General features: G+C 39.6%; 20 protein-coding genes. 2 read left to right on the top strand and 18 right to left on the bottom strand.

What is annotated here, in order from left to right; genetic code table 11:
- Positions 1–66: 66 nt before the first annotated feature.
- The gene (gene rpiA, locus M1F03_RS06785; protein ID WP_154624325.1) at positions 67–723 is read right to left on the bottom strand and encodes a ribose-5-phosphate isomerase RpiA; all 657 of its coding nucleotides are present in this window, start codon (positions 721–723) and stop codon (positions 67–69) included.
- Between the two features lie 192 nt (positions 724–915).
- On the opposite strand from rpiA, the gene M1F03_RS06780 reads away from it, so the two are divergent.
- Positions 916–1,818 carry a LysR family transcriptional regulator ArgP gene (locus tag M1F03_RS06780; protein ID WP_154624326.1) on the top strand — a complete coding sequence of 301 codons (903 nt, stop codon included), beginning with the start codon at positions 916–918 and terminating at the stop codon, positions 1,816–1,818.
- Here the strand turns inward: M1F03_RS06780 and M1F03_RS06775 are convergent.
- The 4 genes from M1F03_RS06775 to M1F03_RS06760 form a co-directional block, all read right to left on the bottom strand.
- Positions 1,815–2,549, bottom strand: coding sequence for an oxidative stress defense protein (locus tag M1F03_RS06775; RefSeq protein WP_163860911.1), 735 nt, complete (start codon positions 2,547–2,549; stop codon positions 1,815–1,817). The two genes, M1F03_RS06780 and M1F03_RS06775, sit on opposite strands and share 4 nt — an antisense overlap.
- A gap of 113 nt (positions 2,550–2,662) precedes the next feature.
- Positions 2,663–3,283: an arginine exporter ArgO gene (argO, locus tag M1F03_RS06770; protein ID WP_251463857.1), complete on the bottom strand. Its 621-nt coding sequence runs from the start codon at positions 3,281–3,283 to the stop codon at positions 2,663–2,665.
- Between the two features lie 207 nt (positions 3,284–3,490).
- Positions 3,491–4,366, bottom strand: coding sequence for a small-conductance mechanosensitive channel MscS (mscS, locus tag M1F03_RS06765; protein ID WP_154622356.1), 876 nt, complete (start codon positions 4,364–4,366; stop codon positions 3,491–3,493).
- 147 nt (positions 4,367–4,513) lie between these two features.
- Complete coding sequence (locus M1F03_RS06760; RefSeq protein ID WP_154622355.1) at positions 4,514–4,885, bottom strand: YacL family protein; 372 nt, start codon at positions 4,883–4,885, stop codon at positions 4,514–4,516.
- 216 nt (positions 4,886–5,101) lie between these two features.
- Here M1F03_RS06760 and M1F03_RS06755 point away from each other — a divergent pair, with 216 nt between their 5' ends.
- Positions 5,102–5,479: a VOC family protein gene (locus tag M1F03_RS06755; RefSeq protein WP_154622354.1), complete on the top strand. Its 378-nt coding sequence runs from the start codon at positions 5,102–5,104 to the stop codon at positions 5,477–5,479.
- A gap of 90 nt (positions 5,480–5,569) precedes the next feature.
- Here M1F03_RS06755 and M1F03_RS06750 read toward each other — a convergent pair whose 3' ends face one another.
- The 13 genes from M1F03_RS06750 to pdhR all read right to left on the bottom strand — a co-directional run bounded on the left by M1F03_RS06750 (position 5,570) and on the right by pdhR (position 23,844).
- Entirely contained in the window at positions 5,570–5,926 is a 357-nt protein-coding gene (locus M1F03_RS06750) for a helix-turn-helix domain-containing protein (RefSeq protein WP_251463856.1), read from the bottom strand.
- 78 nt (positions 5,927–6,004) lie between these two features.
- On the bottom strand, positions 6,005–6,685 hold the full coding sequence (locus M1F03_RS06745) for a fimbria/pilus chaperone family protein (protein WP_163860910.1): 681 nt from the start codon (positions 6,683–6,685) through the stop codon (positions 6,005–6,007).
- Positions 6,686–6,727: 42 nt separating this feature from the next.
- Positions 6,728–9,154 carry a fimbria/pilus outer membrane usher protein gene (locus M1F03_RS06740; RefSeq protein ID WP_196713364.1) on the bottom strand — a complete coding sequence of 809 codons (2,427 nt, stop codon included), beginning with the start codon at positions 9,152–9,154 and terminating at the stop codon, positions 6,728–6,730.
- Positions 9,155–9,190: 36 nt separating this feature from the next.
- Positions 9,191–9,823: a hypothetical protein gene (locus tag M1F03_RS06735; RefSeq protein WP_154622350.1), complete on the bottom strand. Its 633-nt coding sequence runs from the start codon at positions 9,821–9,823 to the stop codon at positions 9,191–9,193.
- Between the two features lie 25 nt (positions 9,824–9,848).
- On the bottom strand, positions 9,849–10,556 hold the full coding sequence (locus M1F03_RS06730; RefSeq protein WP_251463855.1) for a type 1 fimbrial protein: 708 nt from the start codon (positions 10,554–10,556) through the stop codon (positions 9,849–9,851).
- Positions 10,557–10,621: 65 nt separating this feature from the next.
- Positions 10,622–11,260: a fimbrial protein gene (locus tag M1F03_RS06725; RefSeq protein WP_251463853.1), complete on the bottom strand. Its 639-nt coding sequence runs from the start codon at positions 11,258–11,260 to the stop codon at positions 10,622–10,624.
- A gap of 62 nt (positions 11,261–11,322) precedes the next feature.
- The gene (locus M1F03_RS06720; RefSeq protein WP_251463851.1) at positions 11,323–11,955 is read right to left on the bottom strand and encodes a fimbrial protein; all 633 of its coding nucleotides are present in this window, start codon (positions 11,953–11,955) and stop codon (positions 11,323–11,325) included.
- An 897-nt stretch (positions 11,956–12,852) separates the two neighbouring features.
- Positions 12,853–15,450: a bifunctional aconitate hydratase 2/2-methylisocitrate dehydratase gene (gene acnB / locus M1F03_RS06715; protein WP_163860905.1), complete on the bottom strand. Its 2,598-nt coding sequence runs from the start codon at positions 15,448–15,450 to the stop codon at positions 12,853–12,855.
- 561 nt (positions 15,451–16,011) lie between these two features.
- Positions 16,012–16,365, bottom strand: coding sequence for a VOC family protein (locus M1F03_RS06710; protein WP_251463850.1), 354 nt, complete (start codon positions 16,363–16,365; stop codon positions 16,012–16,014).
- Positions 16,366–16,730: 365 nt separating this feature from the next.
- Complete coding sequence (lpdA, locus tag M1F03_RS06705) at positions 16,731–18,158, bottom strand: dihydrolipoyl dehydrogenase (protein WP_154625094.1); 1,428 nt, start codon at positions 18,156–18,158, stop codon at positions 16,731–16,733.
- Between the two features lie 204 nt (positions 18,159–18,362).
- The gene (gene aceF / locus M1F03_RS06700) at positions 18,363–20,228 is read right to left on the bottom strand and encodes a pyruvate dehydrogenase complex dihydrolipoyllysine-residue acetyltransferase (RefSeq protein WP_251463849.1); all 1,866 of its coding nucleotides are present in this window, start codon (positions 20,226–20,228) and stop codon (positions 18,363–18,365) included.
- 13 nt (positions 20,229–20,241) lie between these two features.
- The gene (aceE, locus tag M1F03_RS06695; protein WP_154625095.1) at positions 20,242–22,908 is read right to left on the bottom strand and encodes a pyruvate dehydrogenase (acetyl-transferring), homodimeric type; all 2,667 of its coding nucleotides are present in this window, start codon (positions 22,906–22,908) and stop codon (positions 20,242–20,244) included.
- A gap of 165 nt (positions 22,909–23,073) precedes the next feature.
- Positions 23,074–23,844: a pyruvate dehydrogenase complex transcriptional repressor PdhR gene (gene pdhR, locus M1F03_RS06690; protein WP_154625096.1), complete on the bottom strand. Its 771-nt coding sequence runs from the start codon at positions 23,842–23,844 to the stop codon at positions 23,074–23,076.
- Positions 23,845–24,287 lie beyond the last annotated feature (443 nt).

Raw genomic sequence — 24,287 nt, 5'->3', positions numbered from 1 at the left:
TGGCTGGCTTATCTGATTGACGGCTAGGTAAGGCGATGACAATCAAATCATGATTATCATGCTAATTTATTTAATGGTTTTAACACCGGCAGACGTTCCCATTAAAACAACATCAGCACCGCGATTTGCAAATAGGCCTACCGTTACAACGCCTGCTATCCCATTGATTTTATTTTCAAGAGCAACGGGGTCAACAATGCTAAGGTTGTGAACATCTAAAATAACATTACCATTATCTGTCACAACATTTTGACGATATTCAGGTGTTCCACCTAACTTAACAAGCTCTCTCGCAACATAGCTACGCGCCATCGGGATCACTTCAACAGGCAGTGGAAATTTGCCCAATACATCCACTTGTTTTGACTCATCAACAATACAAACAAATGTTTTAGAAATAGCTGCAACGATTTTTTCACGTGTTAAAGCCGCTCCACCACCTTTGATCATATTCATATGATGGTCAATTTCATCTGCACCATCAACATAAACATCCAGTGAGTCGACATCATTACAGTCAAGTACAGGGATACCTAATGATTTAAGCTTAGCGGTTGATGCTTCAGAACTTGATACCGCGCCTTCAATTTGGCCTTTCATGGTCGCCAGTGCATCAATAAAATGAGAAGCAGTAGAGCCTGTGCCAACTCCCACGATCGTACCCGGTTTTACGTATTCTAATGCTGCCCAACCAACTGCTTTTTTTAGTTCGTCCTGAGTCATGCCCATGCCTTCTATTATTTTTCACAAGTAAATAAAGTTTGTTGAATAAGCCTATTATATAACGGACCCTTAACAAGGTCAGCTTTGTTCGTTGTATTCTGTGATTCACACATTGTCATCAATATTACAGGAGTTCTGAAATAAAATATGGCATAGTGAGTAGTAGAATAACAACAAGGAGAATACCCCCTAATGAAGCGCCCTGATTACCGCGCGTTGCAAGCACTGGATGCTGTCATTCGTGAAAGAGGATTTGAGAGAGCGGCTCAAAAACTGTGTATTACACAATCTGCGGTTTCACAGCGGATCAAACAATTAGAAAATCTATTTGGTCAACCGCTACTCGTTCGAACAGTTCCGCCACATCCCACAGAGCAAGGGCAAAAGCTATTAGCCTTACTCCATCAGGTAGAATTACTCGAAGAACAGTGGCTAGGTGACGAAAATGGGGGTTCAACGCCACTATTACTTTCACTTGCGGTCAACGCCGACAGTTTGGCCACCTGGCTATTACCAGCTCTGAATCCTGTTTTAGGTAACACCCCCATTCGCTTAAACATTCAAGTGGAAGATGAGACGCGCACACAAGAGCGTTTGAGACGAGGTGAAGTTGTGGGTGCTATCAGTATCCAACCTCAAGCACTACCGGGCTGTTTAGTTGATAAGCTAGGTGCTCTAGATTATATCTTTGTTGCCTCTCCCGATTTTGCTAGCAAATACTTCCCTGAAGGGGTCACACGTTCATCATTGCTTAAAGCACCAGCCGTTGCATTCGACCACCTTGATGACATGCACCAAGCTTTTGTTCAGCAGAATTTTGGCTTATCACCCGGTAGTGTGCCCTGTCATATAGTGAACTCATCAGAGGCATTCGTACAATTAGCAAAACAGGGCTCTACTTGCTGTATGATCCCACATTTGCAAATTGCCGATGAATTAAAAAATGGTGAACTGATAGATTTAACACCGGGCCTATGTCAGCGCCGGATGCTCTATTGGCATCGTTTTGCGCCTGAGAGCCGCACGATGAAGAAAGTCACTGACGCCCTGCTCAAAACAGGACGTCAAATGTTAAAACAAGAAGATGAACTTTAGCGTTTTAATTCAAAAACCACATCAACTTGGTCATTAAAATCAATACTCTGCTGCTCATAGGTTTCATTCACATCTCTCTCTGGGGCAGCAGAGAGTGCCATTTTACCTCTGTAATTCATCACTGGTGCAGGATATGGTACCGCATCTGGCGCTCGATAATTTACGCTATATACAGGCCCTAATTGAACATTGAAGCCTTTCGCTAACGCATTCGCTTGTTCAATCGCATTTTTAATGGCTTTTTCACGTGCTTCATCGCGATATTGTTGAGGGTTATTAACACCGAACTGTACCGCATTAATTTCATTAAGGCCCGCTTTTAACGCGCCATCAAGAAGTGTATTTAATTGATCAAGTTTCGTCACTTTCACTTCAACAGAGCGAACTGCGGTGTAACCGACAATCGATGATTTTTGCGAATCTTTATCATATTCATATTTAGGCTGAGTGCGCACATTCGCGGCATTGATATCTTTTTTCTCGATACCATTTTGTTTTAAAAATTCAAAATACTCAGCGACACGCTTATCAACACCAGCCTTCGCTGCCGCGGCATCCTTTTCGGTCACTTCAACATTGATATTTAATGTGGCCATATCGGGTGCCGCTTTAATTACCGCATTACCTGATGTTGTAATATGTGGCCCTTCAGGAAGCGGATTAGCTTGTGCAATAGCTGGAACCGCAACACCAGCCATCATGGCCGCAAGAACTAGAGACTTTAACTTCACAGGACCTCCTAATAAATAATAATAAGAAAGTTGTAGTGACACATTATCTAGTCTACAACCCTGCCTAAACCTTAACACATCCTATGTGAAATTATTTTCGGATTAATAAGAAATTACCAATAACTTATCCCCTGTCTCGCTAATTGAAATGCGATGAACCACATGACCAGCCCAACAAAGAGATTAATGACCCGCTGTGAACGAGGTGTTTTTAATACAGGAGAAAACCAAGCTGCTAATAGTGACAAGGCAAAAAACCAACTAAAAGATGCGGTCAATGCTCCCGCGGTAAACCAAGGTCGTAGCTGGCTTTCTAGCTGCCCTCCTACACTACCTAACACCACAAATGTATCTAAATAAACATGAGGATTTAGCCATGTGACAGCAAATAGCGTCACCACCACTCGCCAACGACTAATAACCTTATTTTCTGCTTGAATTACGACGTCATCGCGACTGATAGCTGTCCGAAATGCACCATAACCATACCAAACCAGAAATACGACACCAGCCCAAGTGATCAACTGCATTAACATTTCGGACTGACTCAATAACGCGCTTCCACCAAATACCCCCGCGACAATTAAAACGGTATCACTTAAAGCGCATAAAAATGCACTCATGATATGATATTGCTTGCGACTTCCCTGCTGTAAAACGAATGCATTTTGTGGCCCAAGAGGAAGGATCATTGCAGCCCCCAATAAAGCGCCTTGAATATAAATAGTAAACATGCATAAATTCCTAATAATTATTCATATTTTATACACGCAAATTCTAGCGAGAAAAAATTATTAGTGAAAATTATTAATTCTTATCGAACATTAGAAAAATTTATTTGGATAAATGAGTCAAAAACCGCAAGAAAGGAAGGAGAAAAGGTGAAAAAAAATGAGCCAATCCAATGAATCAGCTCATTTCTAAATAGTCTGCTAATAATCTTATTCAGCAGAATCTTTTTTTACCGCCACTGGATTTTGTTGATGCACATGCACATCCATTTGTGGGAATGGAATACCAATATCGTGCTTATCGAGTGCACGTTTAAAATTCTCCATCAGATCCCAATAGACTGGCCACGTATCACCATTTTTAGCCCAAAAGCGGACTAAATAATTTAATGAAGAAGGCGCCATTTCATGCAGACGAATCGTCACACCCTTATCATGTAAAATACGGTCATCTGCTGCGACAATATCACCTAATACTTTTTTCACTAGGTCAATATCGGAATCATAAGCAACACCCACAATGATATCGGTACGACGGTCAGGTTCGCGAGTTACGTTAATAATATTATCTGCAATAATTTTACCGTTTGGAATGACAATGATGCGGTCGTCCGCAGTTCTTAATGTGGTTGAGAAAATTTGCACATTTTGAACTGTCCCTTCTACCGCGCCGATTTGCACATATTCCCCCGCACGTAGTGGCCTAAAGACAACTAACAATACGCCAGCCGCAAAGTTACCCAGTGAATTTTGTAAAGCCAAACCAACCGCTAAACCTGCGGCACCCATAACCGCGATCACTGACGCTGTTTGAACACCAATTTTGCCAAGTACGGCAATGAAGGTAAACGCGATGATGGTATAACGCGCTATCGCAGATAAAAAATCACTCACAGTAGGGTCGATACCACGACCTACCATCACACGATGTAACCCACGCCCTACCCATTTCGCCACCATCAAACCAACAATAAGGATGATAATTGCGGAAACGATATTCACCGCATACTGAACTAACAGATCCTGATTAGCTGCAAACCAGTTGGTTGCGTCATTCAACGCCCCTGTAACATCATCAGTATTCATAGAGTCCTCTAAATTTAAATTAAATTACTTTGTATATGAAACAACCACATCTTCCAAACAGTTAATCCTATTCAGACGAATCATATCGCATCATTATTAAATAATAACGACAGTCTCCGAAATCAGACAATCAACCAAAATTAAAGTTTATTTCACTTTGTTTTCTAAAACAAATCGTCTGTATTCATTTAGCATGCTAATAAAGTCGTCAATACCACAAAAAGCGACACTCTCGTTATCATAATAACTCATGCCTTCTTCTAGTCCCTCGGTCTCAAAAGCTAATTGATTAGCACGGATCATCACTTCTTCATCATCCAATAATAATGTATATTCGTGACCGATCAGCTCCCACTGTTTTTCGCTTCCTTTGATTAATGCGTAATTAGCCTCTATTTCATCCAATAAGCTTAAATCACCTTTAACTTCTTCATTAAGCCAATGGCCAATCGCTTCATGATCCATCGAAAACTTTGCCGATATCTCACCTGTTATGTCTTGAAAAAATTGGTACTCCATAATACACCTCGAAGCAGACTCTATTATTTATAATTATACCTCTAGTTAGATATTATTGTGTCCTCTTCACTGCGCATAAAAAGAAAATTATCGACAAAATCGGCAACATTGATACATCTTTGAGCATATTGATATTAGACTAAAATCACTTTGATAACAGACAGCCTATCTATTATCAAACAACAATCACCTATAAATAATGGTAGGAACTCACAGATGATTGACTATTTAGACCACCTCGTATTAACAACAACCGATCAAAATGCCTGCATTGACTTCTATACCTCAGTACTCGGAATGGAGCTCATCACCTTTGGTACACAGCGTTATGCGTTGCAATTTGGTCAGCAAAAAATCAATATTCATCAATATGGTAAAGAATTTGAGCCGAAAGCACACTTGCCCGTTCCTGGCTCTCTCGATTTATGCTTTATTAGCAAGACCCCCATTGAACAGGTGATCAAACATATTGAGAAACAAGGGGTTAAAATTATTGATGGGCCAATTAAACGAACCGGAGCGATGGGGGAAATCTTATCGATTTATGTACGTGATCCAGATTTAAATCTTATCGAAATATCAAATTATATCTAATCGTGATTCGCTACCATGCCACATACAGTGTGGCATGATAAATCATATTGAATGTTTAACATTCGACTCGTCGTTATTAGAACAATTTATCTACTCTTTAGTTTTGAGAAAATATTGTTCTATTTCATCGTATGTTCCCAGCTTATTAAAAAGTGGCTTAAATTTAGTATAAGCTGGAAGATTATCTCTTTCTATTTGATAACGTAAATAAGCAAAAAAAGAATCGAGATCACACTCAAGGATATATAATATATGCAATAACGTATCGACAGATATCGTATTAATACCTCGTTCATAACGTGAGTATTGTTGTTGTGAAATACCCAACTTATTTGCCAGTTTGGTTCCTGATATAGTATTTTCTTTTCTTAACCTTTGAATCTCTCGACCAATAATTTGAGTAAAAAAATTTTTAGGTATCGAGCTATCTAAAATTGATTCATTCATATTATCACTTCCCTACTAAAGAGCTATAAATATCATCCTTTGATACCAACACTGATTAATCTAAAACATCATTATTAATTAGTGTTTCACTTTTACATTGACATCACTTTCAAGTTTAAATCCATAACGGCTTAACGGTGCTATTGTTATATCAGTAGCATTACCTGTTATATTGACTGCTTTATTTTCACCAGGTCTAATATAAAACTGACCTATAGAATAAGTATGGTTTCCAGGAATAACACTAAAAGAGGGTGACAATCTAATAACTTGTTTACCTTCATTTTTAAATATTAATTGCTCACCTTTTTGCGTAACAGAAAGTGCATCCCAAGGTGTCAAACTCACATTCATATTTTCAGGCATTACTAACATTGCAACATCTTGGCGAATAGGCATTTTAGCTGCATTTTCCCTTTTAGCACCTACACCTTGAAATGATGCTTTTAAAATAACTTCATCAGATAATTTAACGCCATTTTTCAAAATGAAATTAATTTGTTGGCTCTCATGAGGCTCAATACGAATGATAGGAGGCGTAATCATAATATCACCGGCCAGTTTCGTTGAGCCTTCAAGATCTTCAACTTTTGTGGATAATAAAATAGGTTCACTCCCTGTATTTTTAACGTTAAACACCTTTCTATTTTCACCCGCATCCAATATCACTGTCATTGTTTCCAACTGAAAACTGGCCATAACATTTGCGCTTATCATTAATAAGCAAACTGAACCTAAAACTGTAAGTAACTTCTTCATAAATAACCTCTACATAAAACTCATATTGAATTTAGTGATAACTTATTGGCATACGGCATCAGCTTCTTCATAAAGATTTTCAGGTGAAAAATGATCTGAGACGGTATAACTCACAATACAATCATCTGAATTCACTGAACGAAGAATTAATTCATCACCAATTTGTTCATTCGTTAAAAGCGCATTTCCATTACCCATCACCGTTCCAATATACTTTCCATTTTTATTGACAAGACTTGCACCATTAGGTGCTTCTGAACCATCTTTTAGGGTAATACTAAGTAATAGTTGTCTCATTTCCGTTGCTTTGATCTCTTTTGTGATCACACTACCTTTAGCCACCGCAACATCAAATGTGGTTGTATCAAGTCGAATATTTAATGGTAAATCTTGCGTATCAAGCTGAACGGTTGTTTTCCTATTTGTTGGTAATGCTGAAATAGCAGCAGTTCCAAAATGGTTCGTTATCGTTGTTCCACTTCCTAACGCACTAATCTTAACATTTGGCTGATTTGGAATATAAACAATGCCAAATGTATTGCTTAAAGGTAATGGTGAAGTTGCAACTAACCCATTAGAATACGCAATCGAGCCTGAAGCCGATGACATAAATGAATAAACATCATTTTCTGTCATAGAGGCATTTAGTGACAGTTGTGAATATGCATTTCTATTACTCACGCTACCATTGATACGATTAGTATCACTACTGCGACCTGCTCCTAGGGAATAATTCCATCTATCATTTGGCCGATAATGGTAATTCGCCATCAGAGTGCTACGGTCATCATAATATTGGCTTTGTAAAGTGACATTCGAGCGCTTATTTATTGGTATCGATGCATTTAAGAAATAGCGCTCCCCTTGCTCACGGCTAGATTGAAAAGAGAAATTCAACGAAATATCATAAAATTTTCGCCCATAAGCAACAGTATGACTGACCGAATCAGGTGTATTGCCATAATAATTGTTGTGGTTCAGGCTATAACTGAAACTTCCCCACGTCATATTACCCCAGCTAGCAAACAGAGAAGTCGATGACTGAAGTTCACCACTAAACCATGGCCAATCAAATCGCTCGTCTTCAATGATGGGGAGATCTTTTTGCACTGTATCATCCAACGTTGGATACTCATTACTACGATAGAGAAATGAAGTTCCTAATGATGCACCACCGCTGGAAACTGATGTATTAAAATCAATTTGGTTACCTTGCTTTTTATCATTACGGGACGCTGTCGCACTAATGCCACCACTAACCACCACGTCTGAACCGTACGACGTATTTGCTCCACCACTCATCGATTGATATTTATCTGAATAAAGCAACCCTGCTGAATAATCTATTTGCTTATACTGCGCACTTAATTCCAAGCTACCAATCAACGGTGTATCGACTTTTTGATCACGATTAACACGGCGATACTGACCAAGAGCAAATTGATAAGATAAAGGCGATAAATTATCGGTTGCTTGATTCGATGTCAGTACTTGATATCTCTGACGTTCACCATTGTCTTGAATAATAGTGACATCGACAGGCACACCACTACTAATATTATTAATTCTATTTAATTCAAATGGACCAGCCGGTACGATAGTTCGATAAAGCAGACGACCATTTTGCTGCACTTCCACTGTTGAGAGTGAATTTGCTACTCCTGTAATTGGAACAACCAAGCGGCTATTAAGCTGTAAGGCACTATCTGAATAAATTTGAACACCATTAATTGGAATACCAGAATAATAATGACCTACGCTATTTAACTGACCAATTTCGAATTGTGACTTTAATGACTCGATACTGCGCGACAGTACTGTCTCGTTAAACTGGTATTCTGAGTTTCCTTTACTTGATGAAAAGCTACTATTATTTCGTAGAACCCAATTATTCCAATTTGCGCCAGTCTCAAACTGCCCTTGATAAAAATTTTGATTATTGGTTCCATTAATCTTCATACCATAAATACGGTAATTATTGACTAAACCAAAACCCCCATAGGTCAACTCACTCCCCTGTAATTTAGGATCAAAGTTATCCTCAGAAACAATAATATCAATAATGAATTCATTTGGACGCATCACAACCTGTGAATCAGGATATACATCCTGAAAAATATGACATCGCTCACCAAGATGAGTCGATTTTAGTCTCAATGTTTTCTGCAAACTTTCATCGATACAAAGGTTACCACTATCATCTATTTTAGCATTTACAGAATAGCTATTGCTCCCATTTAATTTTATTGTGACATCATGATTACCAGGAAGAAACTTACTCCCTTGCATAAAAAAATCAGCGACTTCTTCACCATAGCCAAGCGCTTTCAATGAATCAATATCAAAGTCTACTTTTGAATTCTTATTTAACTTATCGCTATTCGATGAATAAGAGGACTCATTATAAAATATGAATATCAATGCAATAAAAAAATAGTAACATCGTGTTTTTTTATTAGTATATAACATACATGCTCATTGTTTTATTAGATGATTATTAAAACATTAAATACCAAATGAAAAAATCAACTCAGCATTACCATCCAGTTCAGCGCCATTAACAATAGGCCCATCCGTTTCTTTTAACGAATTCAGTTTAGCTGAAACGGTAATGTCTACAGAAAACACTTTTCCTGAAGCAGGCGTATTTTCTCCCAGCAGCCAGCCATACGTTTTATTTTTTTTCACGGTCATAGAAGATGCTTTAGAGGCAGACATATTTTCACTTAAGAACATATCAGCTCTTTCATTATCAACGCTGGCATGACTTAGTGTTAATTGATAATTACCTATTTTACCCTGCCTATTAACATGACCTAAGCCAAAATAGCTTTCATTATCCATACGTGAAGAATCATGGCGATTATCGACTATTTTAAGAAACAGACTTACCGGTGTATTACATAAAACCTGCCATGTTTTTTTTACTTCTGGAATTTCTGTTAACTCATTTAATTTAAAATAACTAGCATGAAGCTGTGAAAATTGATAATTTCCATCATTCGGTGGAATAATGTCACAACTTGGTGGTATCACAGTTTCAGCCGGAATATTTTGGGCATATATTCCCTGGGCTTTTACAAAAACACTCAAAAAGCACATAAAAAACAACGTTACTTTTAATGAAATTAAACGCATAGATACGTGCCTAGTTTATTTATAATTAGATGCCAAAGTTAAATGTAACCACAGCTTCAGCGTTATAATTTATGCCATCATTTAGATTAATATTGGCTTTAGATAAGTCAGTTCTTGAATTAATAAACGCACCACCTTGTTTAAATGATACGGAAAAGACTTTTCCAGGAACGAGTGATTCTTGAAATTCAGATGTATCAACAGTTTCCTTTGCTACATTAGCCCAGCCATAATATTCATCTTTGGTCAGTGTATTGTCTCTAATCCCAGAAGTGGGCTTTATATTGCTATAAAGGCGACGAGCATAAACAGCCTTGTTATCTACTTCTAGATCCTCAAGTAAAAAATACACTCCACCTAGGGCTTGAGGCTCCCCCACATTAAAACGGAAATAGATATGACCGTATGATGACTTTAACGGAGTAGCCGGTAAGTTTAAGCTTTGGTATGTATCATTCGCCATAAACGTTAAATAGGTTGTTGCGTCACATGTCACTGTTACCGTGTTTTTAACTAATGATTCGCTAGGGAATATATACATATCAGATACCGGTATGACATCAAGAGATAATTTTCCCATATCATAAATAATATCTGTTTTTTCCATCCCATTAACTAAACATGTTGGTGGCTTAATATCGCCATTAACTTTTAAGTTTGCATTAATATCACCATAACTGATGCCTGAAACTAATAATGGAAATAGTGTAATGCATTTTGTCAACTTATTCATGAATAAATCAATAACCTCAGTCACTTACATAATAGATAGAGTACATAATTAACTTCAGCATTAGGTTAAATAGAAAAACTAAACGCTAAAGTGGCATGGCCATCTAAAGACACATCACCAGAAAAATCCTTTAAAGCACCATTTAATACTGGTATTACTTCAAAATCAGCTGCAAAAATTTGCGCAGCAGCGAATTGTGCAAATTTAGATGCCCAAAATACTTTTTTTCCAACATAGACATCTAATTGCGAATCATTAAAACTATAACCAGATGCAATCCCGACTTTAGTTTCCTCAGCATCGCTATTTGCTTTCGTTGTCGCATTTTTCATCTTAATCGAATAATAACCAATGTTTTTGCTATTATCAGTACCATACTTACCTAAACCAAATAAATTACGAGTACCTTTAATTAAAACACTATCGCTACGATTATCTGTCGCCATAAAATTTAAAACTGTTGTAGCATCACAAATTATTTCAATACGTTTAGTTTCTGGTGCTAGATTTAAATTATCTGTCGTAGGAAACATTTGTGGAGATACCGTAAACTTATATTCAATATCACTTTCATCTCCATTATTAATACTACACGTTGGTGGTTTTACTGTTCCCATAATTTTTAAATTTGCATCAACATCAGCATGGCTTGCACTTAAAAAAAATAATGGTAATAACGCTACATATTTCACTGAATTGTTCATCTTTATCCGTAACCTTATTCAGTAAGGTAGGCCCCACAAGGCCCACCTTTATCTATGTAAAATTAAATAGAAAAACCAAATGACAATGTTGTATGACCATCTAAAGATACATCACCAGAATAGTTCTTTAGTTCTGCACTTAATGTTGGTTTCACTTCAAAGTCAGCTGCAAAAATTTGTGCAGCTGCAGGTACCTGTGAGGCTAATCCCCAAGATGCTTTTCTATTTTTCACTACTGAAAGCTCAGTTGCATTATAGGTTGTTCCAACTAACACACCTACTTTCTTTTCTGTTGCATCAGCATTTGCTTTGGTCGTTGCATTTTTCATAGCGATAGTATAAAAACCAATGTTTTTATCATTATCAGTACCATATTTACCTAAACCAAAGTTAGTATTTCCTACCGCCATAACGCTATCACTGCGATTATCTGTAGCATCAAAACTTAAATAGGTTGTTGCATCACAGACTATTTCAATTCTTTTAGATTCAGGAGGTAAAACTAAAGCACCAGTAGCAGGGAACATCTGTGGTGCAACATCAAATTTATATTCCACATCAATTTCATTTTGATTATTAATAGTACATGTCGGTGGTGTTATTGAACCTGTTACTTTTAAATTAGCAACTGGAGCAGATAAAGCAGCACATGAAACAGAAATTAACGACAATGCACATAAAGTTTTCTTAAACATTTTTTGACCTTTAATTTAATATAAAAAAAATAAAAACAAAACCCTAGCTAATAATGAATATCAGCCATTAATAAGACTACATAATCAGTAATAAAAATTACTTTCATCCAATAAAGATTATATTCAGACACTCATTAAATTTTAATAACAAATAAAACATCACTCTTTTTTAGATGGCTTATAAACAATGAAAATTTAATGAATAAGATTTATCTTACCTTCAAATTTATTAATTCCCCTACTGCTTCACAGATGCAAACATTATAGGCAATTTATACACTAATTCATATTACACCTAATAGACGTAAAACCTATATAGACAGATACAAAAACAAATGTAACAAAAAATTTCATCATGAAAAACAGGACAATATACTACTTTCTTAATTTCACACGCCATCACATCTAGTTTATAAAATTAAAAATAACGTATTATGAACAAAAAAATAATATTAAACTCTTTATTTATTTTTATTTAACAGTTGTTAATATTTACTAACAAATTATACGCAAATAAAGTGTATAATTATCGATAAAAACATACATATATTTAAATTCAATATATTTAGTTATATCTATCAATGAGATAGAAAGGTCATATATCATTACTTTACTTATCAGATGTGAGAGTAACATTATTATATTGACTATTTTAGTCATTCAAAATAAGACAGTATTTGTAATAACACTAACAATTTATTAAATTCATGTTCTTTATTATTTAATCTAATAATGATGAATTCTATAAGTTTTATATTTATAAATTAACTTATCTAATAGGATAACTTCATCCTTTCTCTATTATTGCTGTACATAAAATAGGTAATTAATATCATTTTTAGAGTAAAAAAAAGCCCCGAAATAAATTCGAGGCTATTACTTTCTTCCAGATGAAAACTACACGGCGGTTTGGAAAATCACGCCATCAGCCTTCTCGGTGTACTGTTCTAACTGATCAAAGTTTAAGTAACGATAAGTATCAGCAGCAGTCTCATCAACTTTATCCATAAACTGCAAGTACTCTGAAGGCGTTGGTAAGCGACCTAATAGAGACGCTACAGCGGCTAATTCAGCAGAGGCTAAGAATACATTAGCGCCTGTACCTAATCGGTTAGGGAAATTACGTGTTGAAGTTGATACAACTGTTGCACCATCGGCAACACGCGCTTGGTTCCCCATGCATAACGAGCAGCCAGGAACTTCGATACGCGCCCCGCTCTTACCAAACACACTGTAATAACCTTCTTCGGTTAATTGCGCTGCATCCATCTTAGTTGGCGGAGCAACCCATAGGCGTGTCGGTAACTGACCTTTATGCTGATCGAGCAATTTACCTGCTGCACGGAAATGGCCAATGTTAGTCATGCAAGAACCAATGAAGACTTCATCGATTTTTTCATTTTGCACATCAGACAGTAAGCGAGCATCATCAGGATCGTTCGGCGCACATAAAATTGGTTCTTTAATTTCATTAAGATCAATTTCAATCACCGCGGCATATTCAGCATCAGCATCAGCTTCTAACAATTGTGGATCGGCTAACCAGCTTTCCATGCCTCTAATACGACGCTCAATCGTACGACGATCGCCATAACCTTCAGATATCATCCATTTCAATAGAACAATATTTGATTGCAGATATTCAATGATTGGCGCTTTATCCAGTTTAATCGTACAGCCCGCGGCAGAACGTTCAGCAGAGGCATCTGCTAGTTCAAAAGCTTGCTCGACTTTCAGCTCAGGTAAACCTTCAATTTCTAGAATACGGCCCGAGAAAATGTTTTTCTTACCTTTTTTCTCAACCGTCAATAAACCATCTTTGATTGCATATAGCGGGATCGCATGCACCAGATCACGCAAAGTGATCCCCGGCTGCATTTCACCTTTAAAACGCACCAATACTGACTCTGGCATATCAAGCGGCATGACGCCTGTTGCAGCAGCAAATGCCACTAGGCCAGAACCGGCAGGGAAAGAAATACCAATTGGGAAACGTGTATGTGAGTCACCACCTGTACCAACTGTATCAGGCAACAGCATACGGTTTAGCCATGAGTGGATGATACCATCCCCAGGACGTAAGGAAACACCACCACGGTTCATAATAAAATCAGGGAGCGTATGGTGGGTTGTCACATCGACAGGTTTTGGATAAGCCGCAGTATGACAGAATGACTGCATAACCAAATCAGCGGAGAAGCCTAGACATGCTAAATCTTTCAGCTCATCGCGAGTCATTGGACCCGTAGTATCTTGCGAGCCAACAGAAGTCATTTTCGGTTCACAGTATTCACCAGGGCGAATACCAGGACGACCACAAGCACGACCTACCATTTTTTGCGCTAAAGAGAAGCCACGATGACTTTGTGCAACAGATTTAGCGTGACGGAATACTTTGGTCGGTTCTAAGCCGAGAGATTCACGGGCTTTGGCTGTCAAACCACGACCAATAATCAGAGGAATACGGCCACCAGCACGAACCTCATCAATTAAAACATCCGTTTTCAGTGCAAATGTTTCAAGTAATTCACCCGTTTCATGGTGACGAACTTCGCCTTTATAAGGATAGATATCAATGACATCCCCCATATTCAGCTTAGACACATCGACTTCGATCGGCAGTGCCCCCGCATCTTCCATCGTGTTAAAGAAGATTGGGGCAATTTTGCCACCAAGTACCACGCCACCACCACGTTTGTTTGGTACAAATGGAATGTCGTCACCCATAAACCATAGCACTGAGTTAGTCGCTGACTTACGAGAGGAGCCCGTACCAACAACATCCCCCACATAAGCTAAAGGAAAACCTTTCTCGCTCAAGGCTTCGATTTGTTTAATTGGACCAACATTACCCGCATCATCAGGTTCAATACCATCACGTGGGTTTTTCAACATGGCTAGCGCATGCAATGGAATATCTGGGCGTGACCAAGCATCTGGTGCAGGGGAAAGATCATCGGTGTTTGTTTCACCAGTTACCTTAAATACGGTCACGGTTAATTTTTCGGCGAGCTCTGGGCGCTCTAAGAACCATTCTGCATTTGCCCAAGATTCTATAACTTGTTTGGCGTATTCATTTCCGGCTTTCGCTTTTTCTTCAACATCATAGAAGTTATCAAACATCAGCAGAGTATGTGACAGTGCTTTAGCGGCTATTGGCGCAAGCTTCGCATCGTCTAACGCTTCAATGAGTGCATGAATATTGTATCCGCCCTGCATTGTACCAAGCAGCTCAATCGCTTTTTCAGGGGAGATAAGAGGTGAGGCGGTTTCGCCTTTCGCGATAGCCGCTAAAAAGCCGGCTTTAACATAAGCTGCTTCGTCAACACCAGGGGGCACACGGTTGGTCAGCAGGTCTAACAGGAAATCTTCTTCACCTTTAGGTGGGTTTTTCAGTAGTTCTACTAGTGCAGCTACTTGTGCAGCATCTAATGGCTTAGGGACAATCCCTTGAGCGGCACGCTCGGCTACGTGCTTACGGTAATCTTCTAGCACGACGTTCTCCTCGCTTCATTGTAATTTATATACCCGGCTGTCTGCACCATCTTGAAAAAACATCATCCGGTGCCAGGTCAGAGGAATTTGCTCGCATAATCTCAATGGCAGTAAAATTATGTCCAGCTTCGGGCACTCAGCATAGCAGAGTTTAAATAGAATGTTAATTCATTCACAAGAAAGCAACATACTTCTACTTACTTTAGGCCCTAATCATCTATTACAGGTTGTTTTTAGTTTAAGATTCTATAATCAGTCACAAAAAGCAGATATAAACTCTAGTTAATTCAAGGTGCAGCTAGGCGACCAGTGAATCAGTCGCAAGGGACATCAAACCCCGATGACGAGCATGACAACACCTTAATTAAAAGCGCACAACTGGCAGTAGAGCCTATAGCCACACTTTTTATAATGCATTTATACCGTTAACGCACCCTCTTTTGTGCCCTTTTTCATTAGTTATCACAAATTATATCTTTTATCGTAATTTTATTTATCTCTCTAATTGATAAGGAAAATCATTACGATTGGTCATAATTTTTTTAACGGTTTTAATTGATTTTATTGCCCTTTTAAACCAATTAAATTACCAAACGGATCTTCAAGCTGACACATTCGGTTGTTACTATCGATTCGCATTGGTCCTCGGTATAGTTTCGCACCTAAAGTGATTAGATGTTTCATTGCAGCATCTAAAGATGCAGTTTGCCAATAAAGCACGGTTCCCCGCTTACCTTCTCTGACCTTTTCATCCGCTTGCACAATTTCAATGGTGAAATTCCCTATATGCAATAACGTAAAATCAAACTCAGGGAGATACTCGGCTACCGCTTGCGAAAAAGCTTGCTGGTACCAAGCTAAGCCTACGGACACATTAGGAACATGAATTAAAATTGCAGCGGGTATCAGTTTCATGGCATTTGCTTATTGATATACGTTATGAGGATTAATCTACACTCTAAATAATTCGAGGTGCAACTATGTGACTAGTGTGAGTGAGCGCAGTCAACAACGCTGCGACTTGAAGTATAAGCGTAATTAGCGCAAAGAATGTAATATTTCATGAGCCAAATACGCATTATCATTAATATTGATTTATCTTTCACTTTTAAAGACGCTTTTTATTTAAGAAAACTATTTAAATGAATATGATAATCACCCCAAAAATATAACTACCTATATACAAAAGCAAAAAGCCAATGTGCTTCCACATTGGCTTCTATCTACTTTACTGATAAACAGCGAATTAAAAAGGCTGTTTACCAAAGCGACTTAAGAAATTATTTTTTCTTTTTCGCTTTAGCGTTTGGTAAGTCAGTAATGCTACCTTCGTAGATTTCTGCCGCCATACCAATTGATTCATACAGTGTTGGGTGAGCATGGATAGTTAATGCGATATCTTCTGCATCACAACCCATTTCAATTGCTAGGCCAATTTCACCTAACAGTTCGCCACCGTTAACACCAACAACCGCACCACCGATAACACGGTTAGATTGCTTGTCGAAAATCAGTTTGGTCATACCTTCTGAACAGTCTGAAGCAATTGCACGACCTGAAGCAGCCCAAGGGAATGTTGCGACTTCATAGCTGATGTTTTTCTCTTTCGCTTCTTTCTCTGTTAGACCTACCCATGCAACTTCTGGCTCAGTGTAAGCGATAGATGGGATAACTTTTGGATCGAAATAGTGTTTCAAGCCAGAGATAACTTCAGCTGCCACGTGTCCTTCATGAACACCTTTGTGTGCCAGCATTGGTTGACCAACGATGTCACCGATAGCAAAAATATGAGGAACATTCGTGCGCATTTGCTTATCGACATGGATGAAACCACGGTCATCAACTTCGACGCCAGCTTTACCTGCATCAAGGTTTTTACCATTTGGTACACGGCCGATTGCAACAAGCACAGCGTCATAACGTTGTGGTTCAGCAGGTGCTTTTTTACCTTCCATAGAAACATAGATGCCGTCTTCTCTTGCTTCAACAGCCGTCACTTTTGTTTCTAATAGTAAGTTGAATTTTTTACTAATTTGTTTGGTGAATACTTTAACCACATCTTTGTCAGCCGCTGGGATGACTTGGTCAAACATTTCAACAACATCAATTTGAGAACCCAGAGCATGATACACAGTCCCCATTTCCAGACCGATGATACCACCACCCATAACTAACAAACGCTCTGGAACTTCTTTCAGTTCTAGTGCATCCGTTGAATCCCAAATACGTGGATCTTCATGAGGAATAAATGGTAACTGAATAGGACGTGAACCCGCAGCTATGATCGCATTATCAAAGTTGATCGTTGTGCTACCGTTTTCGCCTTCAACAACCAGTGTGTTAGCACCAGTAAATTTACCAAGACCGTTAACAACGTTCACTTTACGGCCTTTTGCCATACCAGCCAAACCACCTGTCAGCTGATTAATAACTTTTTCTTTCCACAGGCGAACTTTGGAAATATCCGTTTTTGGCTCACCAAAAACAATACCATGTTCAGCGAGGGCTTTAGCCTCTTCAATCACTTTAGCTACATGCAATAGTGCTTTAGAAGGGATACAACCAACGTTCAAACAAACTCCACCCAGAGTTGAATAACGTTCAACTAAAACAGTATCTAAACCTAAGTCAGCGCAACGGAAAGCCGCAGAATACCCTGCAGGGCCTGCACCAAGTACCACTACTTGGGCTTTAATTTCAGTACTCATCATGACCTCTTTTTGTTTTGTCCAGCGGGCTGCCGAAAAAACGAATTATTCCACCGGAAAATACACACCGCGAGCAGTTTACAGAATTGTTAACATCCTGAAAAGGCTCATTACGTGACGTGACTCGCAACGTTTCGGATGAACAGTAAAAAATTCTGCCCCAGCCTAAATAAAACAGACCGGCCTATTAGCCGGTCTTATTTATTACATCACCAGTCGGCGAATATCGCTCATCAATTGACCTACTAAGGTGATAAAGCGAGCACCATCAGCACCGTCAATCACACGATGGTCGAATGAAAGTGACATTGGTAGCATTAAACGAGGTACAAACTCACTGCCATTCCATACTGGTTTCATGGAAGAGCGAGATAGCCCCATAATAGCTACTTCAGGCGCATTAACAATTGGTGCGAAACCAGTTGTTCCGATACCACCAAGGCTAGAAATCGTGAAGCATCCGCCCTGCATATCAGAAGCCGTCAATTTACCTGCACGTGCTTTCTTAGAAACTTCCATCAGTTCGCGAGAAAGTTCCATGATGCCTTTTTTGTTCACATCTTTGATAACAGGAACAACAAGACCGTTAGGTGTATCAACCGCAATACCAATGTTGATATATTTCTTCATGAATAGGCGTTGCCCATCTTCAGAAATAGAGCTATTGAAACGTGGCATTTCTTCAAGCGCACGAGCCACAGCTTTCATGATAAACACCAGTGGGGTAATTTTAACACCTAGCTGTTTCTTCTCTGCTTCTTTGTTCTGCTGCTTACGGAACTCTTCAACATCAGTAGTATCAACGTCTTCCATCAGCGTAACGTGAGGGATCATGACCCAGTTACGGCTCAGGTTAGCACCGGAGATTTTTTGGATACGGCCCAGTTCAACTTCTTCAACTTCACCAAACTTGCTGTAATCCACTTTTGGCCATGGCAGCATACCTGGCAGGCCACCACCCGCTGCGGCAGGCGCTTCAGCACGTTTGATCGCATCTTTAACGTAAGATTGCACATCTTCACGCAAAATACGACCTTTACGACCAGTACCTTTTACCTTAGCAAGGTTAACCCCAAACTCACGAGCTAAACGGCGAATAACTGGTGTCGCATGAACATAAGCCTCGTTTTCAACGAATTCATTCTTGCTATCAGCCGCTTTCGCTGGCGCTGCCGCAGGTGCCGAAGCCGATGATGCAGGAGCCGGAGCTGGAGCCGCAGAGGCTGCTGCCGCTGGTGCTGCACCTGCCACTTCAAAGGTCATGATCAGCGAGCCAGTTTTCACCTTATCACCCGTTGCGATCTTAATTTCTTTGACTGTACCTGCAAATGGCGCTGGTACTTCCATTGACGCTTTATCGCCTTCAACAGTGATGAGTGACTGTTCTTCTGTAACAGTATCGCCAACTTTAACCATGATTTCAGTGACTTCAACTTCATCACCACCGATATCTGGTACATTCACATCTTTAATTGCAGAAGCTGCTGGAGCAGGTGCGGATGCTGACGCTGCTGGTGCAGGTGCTGCCGCTGGTGCAGAACCGGCGACTTCAAAGACCATAATTAGCGACCCAGTTTTTACCTTATCACCTGTTGCGATCTTAATTTCTTTGACCGTACCTGCAAATGGAGCAGGAACTTCCATAGACGCTTTATCGCCTTCAACAGTGATGAGTGACTGTTCTTCTGTAACAGTATCGCCAACTTTAACCATGATGTCAGTGACTTCAACTTCATCACCACCAATATCAGGTACGGATACTTCTTTTAACTCAGCAGCAGCTGCCGCCGCCGCTGGTGCAGCCGGAGCCTCAGCAGGAGCCGCTGGAGCGGCACCTTCTGCTGATTCAAATACCATAATTAATTTACCGGTGGTAACTTTGTCACCAACTGCAATTTTAATTTCTTTAACCACACCCGCTTGTGGAGATGGTACTTCCATAGACGCTTTATCACCTTCAACAGTGATAAGTGATTGCTCTGCTTCTACTTTATCACCAACTTTGACCATCACTTCGGTGACTTCAACTTCATCAGCACCGATATCAGGCACTTGGATTTCAATAGACATTGATTCTTACCTCTTATGCCAGACGTGGGTTAACTTTTTCTGGGTTGATGTTGTATTTTTTAATCGCTTCTTCAACGACGTTAACATCAATCTCACCACGTTTAGCCAATTCACCTAGCGCCGCAACGATTACATAAGATGTATCCACTTCAAAGTGGTGACGTAGGTTTTCACGGCTGTCAGAACGACCGAAACCATCAGTACCCAATACACGATAATCGCTTGCTGGGATGAAAGTACGAATCTGTTCTGCAAACAGTTTCATATAGTCAGTTGATGCAACAGCTGGCGCATCATTCATCACTTGAGCAACATAAGGTACACGTGGTGCTTCAGATGGGTGCAGCATATTCCAACGCTCACAATCTTGACCATCACGCGCCAACTCAGTGAACGAGGTTACGCTATAGATATCAGAACCGATACCGTATTCAGTCGACAGCACGTTAGCCGCTTCGCGAACATGGCGCATCATTGAACCAGAACCTAACAGCTGAACTTTACCTTTACTACCTTCAATTGAAGCCAGTTTATAGATACCTTTGCGGATACCTTCTTCAACACCTTCTGGCATCGCTGGCATATGATAGTTTTCATTCAGAGTCGTGATGTAATAGTACACGTTCTCTTGTTTCTCACCATACATACGCTCTAAACCGTCCTGCATAATGACTGCAACTTCATAAGCATAAGCAGGGTCATAAGAGATACAGTTAGGGATAGTCAGTGATTGAATATGGCTATGACCATCTTCGTGTTGTAAGCCTTCACCATTTAAAGTTGTACGGCCTGAAGTACCACCAATCAAGAAACCACGAGCTTGTTGGTCACCTGCTGCCCACAATAGGTCGCCGATACGTTGGAAACCAAACATGGAGTAGTAGATGTAGAATGGGATCATCGGCAGGTTATTCGTGCTGTAGGATGTTGCAGCCGCTAACCATGATGCGCCTGCACCCAGTTCGTTAATTCCTTCTTGTAGGATCTGACCTTTAGAGTCTTCTTTATAGTAAGCCACTTGCTCACGATCCTGAGGCGTATACTGCTGACCTTTCGGGCTATAGATACCAATTTGACGGAACAGACCTTCCATACCGAAAGTCCGTGCTTCGTCAGCAATGATTGGAACTAAACGATCTTTGATAGAGTTGTTTTTCAACATCACGTTTAACGCACGAACAAATGCGATAGTGGTTGAAATTTCTTTTGATTGCTCTTCTAGCAATTGGCTGAAATCAGACAATGTAGGGATTTCTAATTTCTCATCAAAGTGAGTACGACGCGCTGGCAGATAACCACCTAATGCTTGGCGACGCTCATGCAGATATTTGTATTCTTCAGAATCTTTTTCAAACGTAACATATGGCAGTTTTTCGAGTTGATCATCAGCCACTGGCACGTTGAACTGATCACGGAAGTGACGAACGCCATCCATGTTCATTTTTTTCACTTGGTGAGCAATGTTTTTACCTTCTGCTGTTTCACCCATACCATAACCTTTAATGGTTTGAGCTAAAATAACAGTTGGTTTACCTTTAGTTTCTGCTGCTTTTTTAAATGCGGCATAGACTTTCTTCGGATCATGACCACCACGGTTCAGAGCCCAAATCTCATCATCAGTCATGTCTTTAACTAATGCAGCTGTCTCTGGATAACGATTAAAGAAGTGCTCGCGAACGTATGCACCATCACGTGATTTAAAGGTCTGATAGTCACCATCAAGGGTTTCGTTCATCAATTGGACAAGTTTACCGCTAGTATCTTTACGTAGCAGTTCATCCCAACGATCACCCCACATAACCTTAATAACTTGCCAGCCAGCACCGCTAAAGATACCTTCTAGCTCATTAACAATTTTGCCGTTACCTGTTACAGGGCCATCTAAACGCTGCAAGTTACAGTTAATAACGAATACGAGGTTATCTAGCTTATCGCGAGTTGCGATAGTGATTGCACCTTTAGATTCTGGCTCATCCATCTCACCATCACCTAAGAATGCATAGACTCTTTGTGCAGAAGTATCTTTCAAACCGCGGTTATCAAGATATTTCAAGAATTTAGCTTGATAGATTGCGTTAATTGGACCAAGACCCATTGACACTGTTGGGAATTGCCAGAAATCAGGCATCAGTTTAGGGTGAGGATAAGAAGATAGACCTTTACCACCAATTTCTTGACGGAAATTGTTCATCTGCTCTTCAGTTAAGCGCCCTTCTAAGAATGCACGAGCGTAAATTCCTGGAGAAATATGACCTTGGAAGAAGACCAAATCCCCGCCATCATTATTGTTATGAGCGCGGAAGAAATGGTTAAAGCAAACTTCATATAAAGTCGCTGAAGACTGGTATGATGCCATATGGCCACCCAGTTCCAAATCTTTCTTAGAAGCACGCAGTACAGTCATCACTGCGTTCCAACGAATTGCGGAGCGAATACGGCGCTCCAAATCCATGTTACCAGGGTATGCAGGCTCGTCTTCAACAGCAATTGTGTTGATATAATCAGAACTACCAGATGCACCAGCAGCAATGTTTACACCGCCTTTACGCGCTTCGCTCAATACCTGTTCGATAATGAACTGAGCACGATCAACACCTTCTTCACGGATGACCGATTCAATCGCCTGTAGCCAGTCGCGAGTTTCAATCGGATCCACGTCATTTTTCAACATATCTGACATGGTGTATTCCTTATCTGTTATCTATTTTTTAATGTTTATGTGGAGCCTATCTTCGCGCTACTTTGCAGAAAATAGCGGGAAGATAGGCCCTGCTGTTGTTGCCGCTAGAACTCTCACAGAGAGTAGTCACAGTAATACAGACGCAGCAGTCAGTAATCTGCATTACTAATTTAATTCAGGATGTTGTTGCAACCGACGTAAAGAGCGTTCACGTCTTGTTTGTTCACGGCTAATATCCAAAAGTAACTCTTCAATAAATGCTAAATGACGATGAGAAGCTTCTCTTGCCTTCTCAGGTTCTCTTGCCATTATAGCGGAGAATATCTGAGCACGATGTTCACTAACTGCTTTATACATTTCTTTACGGGTATATAAAAACTCAAAGTTCTGACGAATATTCTGTTCCAACATCGGCACCATACAGCGTAATAAGTGCAGTATGACTACATTATGTGCTGCTTCTGTGACAATAAGTTGATATTGCAAAACCGCATTAGATTCCGCATCAATATCCCCACTTTGTTGAGCTTTTATGATCAATTCATAACTTTGTCGAATACGTTCTAAATCCTCATCAGTACCGCGTAATGCGGCATAATAAGCCGCTATACCTTCAAGGGCATGACGAGTTTCAAGAAGATCGAATTGAGATTCTGGATTACCGGTAAGGAGTTCGGTTAGTGGGTCACTAAAACTTTGCCACATTTGTTTTTGAACATACGTACCACCACCTTGACGGCGTGATAATAGCCCTTTGGCTTCGAGGGTTTGGATAGCTTCACGTACTGATGGCCGAGAAACGTCGAACTGTTTTGCCAGTTCACGCTCAGGAGGCAGCTTTTCGCCGGGGCGTAATGTCCCTTCGAAAATAAGATGCTCGAGGCGCTGCTCGATGACATCCGATAATTTTGGTTGGCGAATTTTACCGTAAGCCATAACCTGCCATGATCATTAGTGATTAATTATTGATTAGGTATCACTCAGTGTTAATTGGTAATACCAATTTCATTATGGATTAATAAAGTAACAAAGTATTCACTAACTGTCCATAAAGACCTTGCGCTAAATCATAAAATCCTGCAAATTTTAACAGATTTTTTTAAAATTTAGCATGTTTTGATAACCAATTCGCCTATCACAAACACGCCGATTTAACATTTCTATCGAATTTATGTGCTTAAACAAAGAAGCTGAAACGATATAGTTGCAGATATTTGGAATTTAAATTCATAAAAAATGAATATTCTCTTGCTACACTCAATCAAGACGATACGCGCAAGAAACATACATGAGTTGGAGTGAAGAATATCGCTAACTATTCATACTATTTGTTGTTTTACTCAATATAAGAGTTGTATGGATTCACTAAAATAGCAAAA

It is taken from the genome of Providencia sp. PROV080, assembly GCF_033688105.1.
Taxonomy (GTDB): domain Bacteria; phylum Pseudomonadota; class Gammaproteobacteria; order Enterobacterales; family Enterobacteriaceae; genus Providencia; species Providencia zhejiangensis.
The sequence above is the reverse complement of the archived record's forward strand: the minus strand, read 5'-3'. Positions and strand labels throughout refer to the sequence as shown.